Origin of the sequence: Hubeiibacter jixunmingi (assembly GCF_041928215.1) — a bacterium.
Classification (GTDB): Bacteria; Pseudomonadota; Gammaproteobacteria; order Pseudomonadales; family Moraxellaceae; genus Acinetobacter.
In genome coordinates this window covers 1-4,246 of sequence record NZ_JBHFHK010000104.1, presented here as the reverse complement: position 1 = coordinate 4,246, position 4,246 = coordinate 1, and the positions used below count along the sequence as shown (strand labels likewise).

The window sequence follows — 4,246 nt, the reverse complement described above, 5'->3', positions numbered from 1 at the left end:
CCGATGAATCTTTTGCTGCTAATATCTATCTGGCTGCAACAATAATCAATTTGCGTTAATTGTCAACACGCCCTATTATTAAATTAACAATTTACTGCATTTGAACGCTCAAAAATAGATTCGACTTGGTCAAAATAGATCGTGGTGGTTTTATCCCCAACACGGCAAGCATATTGATTCACTGCGGACTCTAATTTTTCTAAAAATTGCTCATATACAGCCAAGAAAGGTCTATATCTAACAAATCAATATGAGCAACACAGTTATATTTTGCAATGAATTCAAGCATCAAGTTTTGAATTTGGCGATCTGTATAATAAATCAAATAAGTTGCTGCTGAGCCACAACGTAAACAACCTTGTTCCAAATAAATTTCTTGATGATTTAACCAACAGCATTGTAAGGTGAAAAAAGCCTCAATAGCTTGCTGTGCCTGCGTGGTCGTTGTGAATGAATAAGTTGAGTTTTGGGTTTGAGAAAGTAATTGCATAATAATGTCCTAAGTTTGAAAATGATAATCATTATTATTTATAATAAACAAAAATTGCCTTTTTCCAAGTTAAATCATGCCAACTGCATAAATTTTTGGCTGATGAATTTGCAGTAGTTTTATTCACTAAAATAGCTAAAATTAAGCAAATTTGGGCTTTTTATGCTATAATTGCACAGTTTAATTTTGACTAAATAATAGTCATAACTATTTTTTAATGAAATAACACGGGCGATGTTTGCTTGTGCAAGGAGTAACTATGAGCGTATCGGAAATTCGACCGATTGCCATTGAAGATGAGTTGAAAAATTCTTATCTTGATTATGCGATGAGTGTAATTGTATCACGTGCGTTGCCTGATGTACGTGATGGTCTAAAGCCTGTACACCGCCGTGTGTTATACGCCATGCATGAACTCGGCAACGATTATAACAAAGCTTACAAAAAATCCGCACGTGTAGTCGGTGATGTGATCGGTAAATATCACCCACATGGTGATAGTGCAGTCTATGAAACCATTGTTCGTATGGCACAAGATTTTAGCTTGCGTTATCTGTTGGTGGATGGTCAAGGTAACTTTGGGTCGGTAGATGGCGATAGTGCAGCAGCAATGCGTTATACCGAAATCCGTATGCAAAAGCTCACTCATGAACTATTGGCAGATTTGGAAAAAGATACGGTTGATTGGGTAGATAACTACGACGGTTCTGAGCAAATTCCAGATGTTTTACCAACCAAAATTCCGAATCTTTTGATTAACGGTACGACAGGTATTGCAGTCGGTATGGCGACCAATATGGCACCGCACAACCTAACTGAAGTCATTCATGCTTGTTTAGCTTATGCCAATGATCCAAATATTGCCATTGAAGGTTTGATGCAACACATTAGCGGTCCAGATTTTCCTACAGGCGGTGTGATTTACGGCAAGGCAGGCATTTATGATGCCTATCGCACAGGTAAAGGACGTGTGCATATCCGTGGTAAATATCATATCGAACAAGATAAAAATAATCGTCAAGTAATTGTATTTACAGAAATTCCTTATCAAGTCAATAAAGCCAAAGTGATTGAACGTATCGCTGAATTGGTCAAAGAAAAGAAATTGGAAGGCATTTCTTTATTACAAGATGAGTCTGATAAAGAAGGTATGCGTATCGCGATTTATTTAAAAAATGGCGAAAACGCAGAGGTTGTAGTCAATAACCTATTTTTAAATACCCAATTGCAAAGCTCATTTAGCATCAATATGGTGTGTTTGGATAATGGTCAGCCTAAATTGATGAATCTTAAAGATTTAATCGCTGCTTTTATTCGTCACCGTCAAGAAGTAGTGACACGCCGTACCATGTACGAACTACGCAAAGCCCGTGAGCGTGGGCATTTGTTGGAAGGTCTAACGGTTGCACTTGCCAATATCGATGACATTATTGAATCAATTAAAACTTCTGCCAATCCAGCAGAAGCACGTGAACGTTTGTTAAATAAATCATGGCAAGCAGGTGGTGTGATTGCTTTACTAGAAAAAGCGGGTTCGCAATCGGTACGTCCAGAAGTGATTGAAGGTGAAGACCTTGCTAATCCGTATGGCTTAAGCGGTGATGTGTATCGTTTGTCCCCTGCCCAAGTCGGTGCGATTTTAGAATTACGTTTGCATCGTTTGACTGGTTTGGAACAAGACAAATTACATGCAGAATATAGCGAAATCTTGGCAAAAATTGCTGAATATTTGGCGATTTTAAATGATTTTAATTTGTTAATGGAAATTATCCGTACTGAATTGGCGGAAGTATTGCAGCAGTTTGGCGATGCTCGCCGTACAGAAATCATTGAATCGGGCGTGGACTTTAGCCGTGAAGATTTGATTCCTGAAGAACAAGTGGTCTTGACGGTTTCAAAAACTGGCTATGCAAAAACACAGCCATTGTCAGATTATGAAGCACAACGCCGTGGCGGTCGTGGTAAATCTGCCACCAGTATGAAAGAAGATGATTATATTCAACATATTGTAGTGACATCGACCCATGCTACAATTTTATTCTTTACCGACCGTGGTAAGGTGTATCGTTTGCGTGGTTTTGAAGTGCCGATTGCATCGCGTGGTGCCAAAGGTCGTCCGATGGTGAATTTATTACCATTAGAAGCCAATGAAAATATCACTGCGATTTTGCCAGTGATGGATTTTGCTGAAAATCAATATATCTTTATGGCAACGGCATCAGGTACGGTGAAACGTGTTGAATTAGAACAGTTTAATAATATTCGTACCAATGGTTTGCGTGCCATTGAGCTATCTGATGAAGACTGCTTGATTGGCGTGGCGATTACCGATGGCAATCAACAAATCATGTTGTTTAGCAATGAAGGTAAAGCGATTCGCTTTAACGAAACCGATGCACGATCTATGGGACGTACCGCCAAAGGTGTGCGTGGTATGCGTGTAAATTTTGCGACCAGTAGCCTAGATGATGATGAGCTAGAACAAGACAATGACGATAATGATAGCGTCGCAGATGATGGCGAAGAGAGCTTAAATATCACTAGTCGTATTGTGTCTTTGGTGGTTGTGCCTGCCAGTGGTGAAGTGTTGTGTGCGTGTGCCAATGGTTATGGTAAACGTACGCCAGTCGATGATTTCCCAACCAAAAAACGTGGTGGTAAAGGCGTGATTGCCATCAAAACCAGCGTGCGTAATGGTGAATTGGTCGGTGCAGTGGCGATTGATGAAAGCAAAGAGCTGTTATTGATTTCTGATGGCGGTACTTTGGTGCGTACCCGTGCGGCTGAGATTGCTACCACGGGTCGTAATGCCCAAGGTGTGCGTTTGATTCGCTTGACTGAAGGTGAGGTCTTGGTTGGTTTGGAAGCATTGGAACAAGTGGAAGAGGATGAAACTTTACCTAATGACAATGATTCAGACAATACGCATGACAGCGATTTAGATCCTGATTTGGCAGATGTCGAGCCAAAAGCGGTCAGCGATAGCGATGCCGAAATTGATGATAATGGAACTGAATCCGATGGTAGTGAAAGCTAATCATTGGTAAATAAAAATAAAGCACAGTTTAGGCTGTGCTTTATTTTGATAAATTTAAAGGATATTAAAGATCATGTCGATTCTAGAAGATACTGAAAAACTGTATATTTTTTTGCCAGATATGGATCAGGAATTCTTAAATTCTTGGGAGCGGATCTGCAAAGATTTGCTATTAGATATAATTTCGCGTTGAATGATTATTATTCTGCAAAGATTAAAGCTTTGTCTATGATTAAAACTCCTTTATTTCCTTCCGAAGTCATTAATCTAGAAGACATTTATGTTCAGCAATATATTGAAAATAGAAGTAAGAAAATTAAGCAAGATAAAATCCTAAATTTTACAAATGATAAAAATAAGATAGTTATTGTAGGAACAGCAGGTTCTGGTAAATCTTGTTTAATGAAAATGCTATTCTTAGATATAATTAAAGATAATTCGCACTTATTTCCTATCTTCTATGAATTAAGAAAGATAAATGATGGTCAAAGCAGTATTACTGATGGATTGGTAAAAGATATTGCCATATTTAATAATAAATTTTGTGCTGGGAATTTGGACTATATATTCAAACGTGAAGGAACATTAGATCTCTTTCGAAAATGTAAATTTAGCGATTAACTTGCCAATTTATAAATCCTACCACTAATTTCATTCTCAATTCGAAGCGATTTCTTCGATTTCGATATGTACTCGAAAAAATACGAAAAGTTTTAAGT

Annotated in this window: 2 protein-coding genes and 2 pseudogenes; 2 read left to right on the top strand and 2 right to left on the bottom strand. The window is 38.2% G+C overall.

Features of this window, described 5'->3' with window-relative positions:
- Positions 1-83: 83 nt before the first annotated feature.
- A pseudogene (locus tag ACEYX7_RS10640) lies at positions 84-490 on the bottom strand (hypothetical protein).
- 259 nt (positions 491-749) lie between these two features.
- Here ACEYX7_RS10640 and gyrA point away from each other — a divergent pair.
- Positions 750-3,527 carry a DNA gyrase subunit A gene (gene gyrA / locus ACEYX7_RS10635; protein ID WP_374806658.1) on the top strand — a complete coding sequence of 926 codons (2,778 nt, stop codon included), beginning with the start codon at positions 750-752 and terminating at the stop codon, positions 3,525-3,527.
- Between the two features lie 228 nt (positions 3,528-3,755).
- On the top strand, positions 3,756-4,148 hold the full coding sequence (locus ACEYX7_RS10630) for an nSTAND3 domain-containing NTPase (protein ID WP_374802493.1): 393 nt from the start codon (positions 3,756-3,758) through the stop codon (positions 4,146-4,148).
- Here the strand turns inward: ACEYX7_RS10630 and ACEYX7_RS10625 are convergent.
- A pseudogene (locus ACEYX7_RS10625) lies at positions 4,138-4,246 on the bottom strand (IS5/IS1182 family transposase); the annotation flags it as partial. The gene ACEYX7_RS10630 and the pseudogene ACEYX7_RS10625 sit on opposite strands and share 11 nt — an antisense overlap.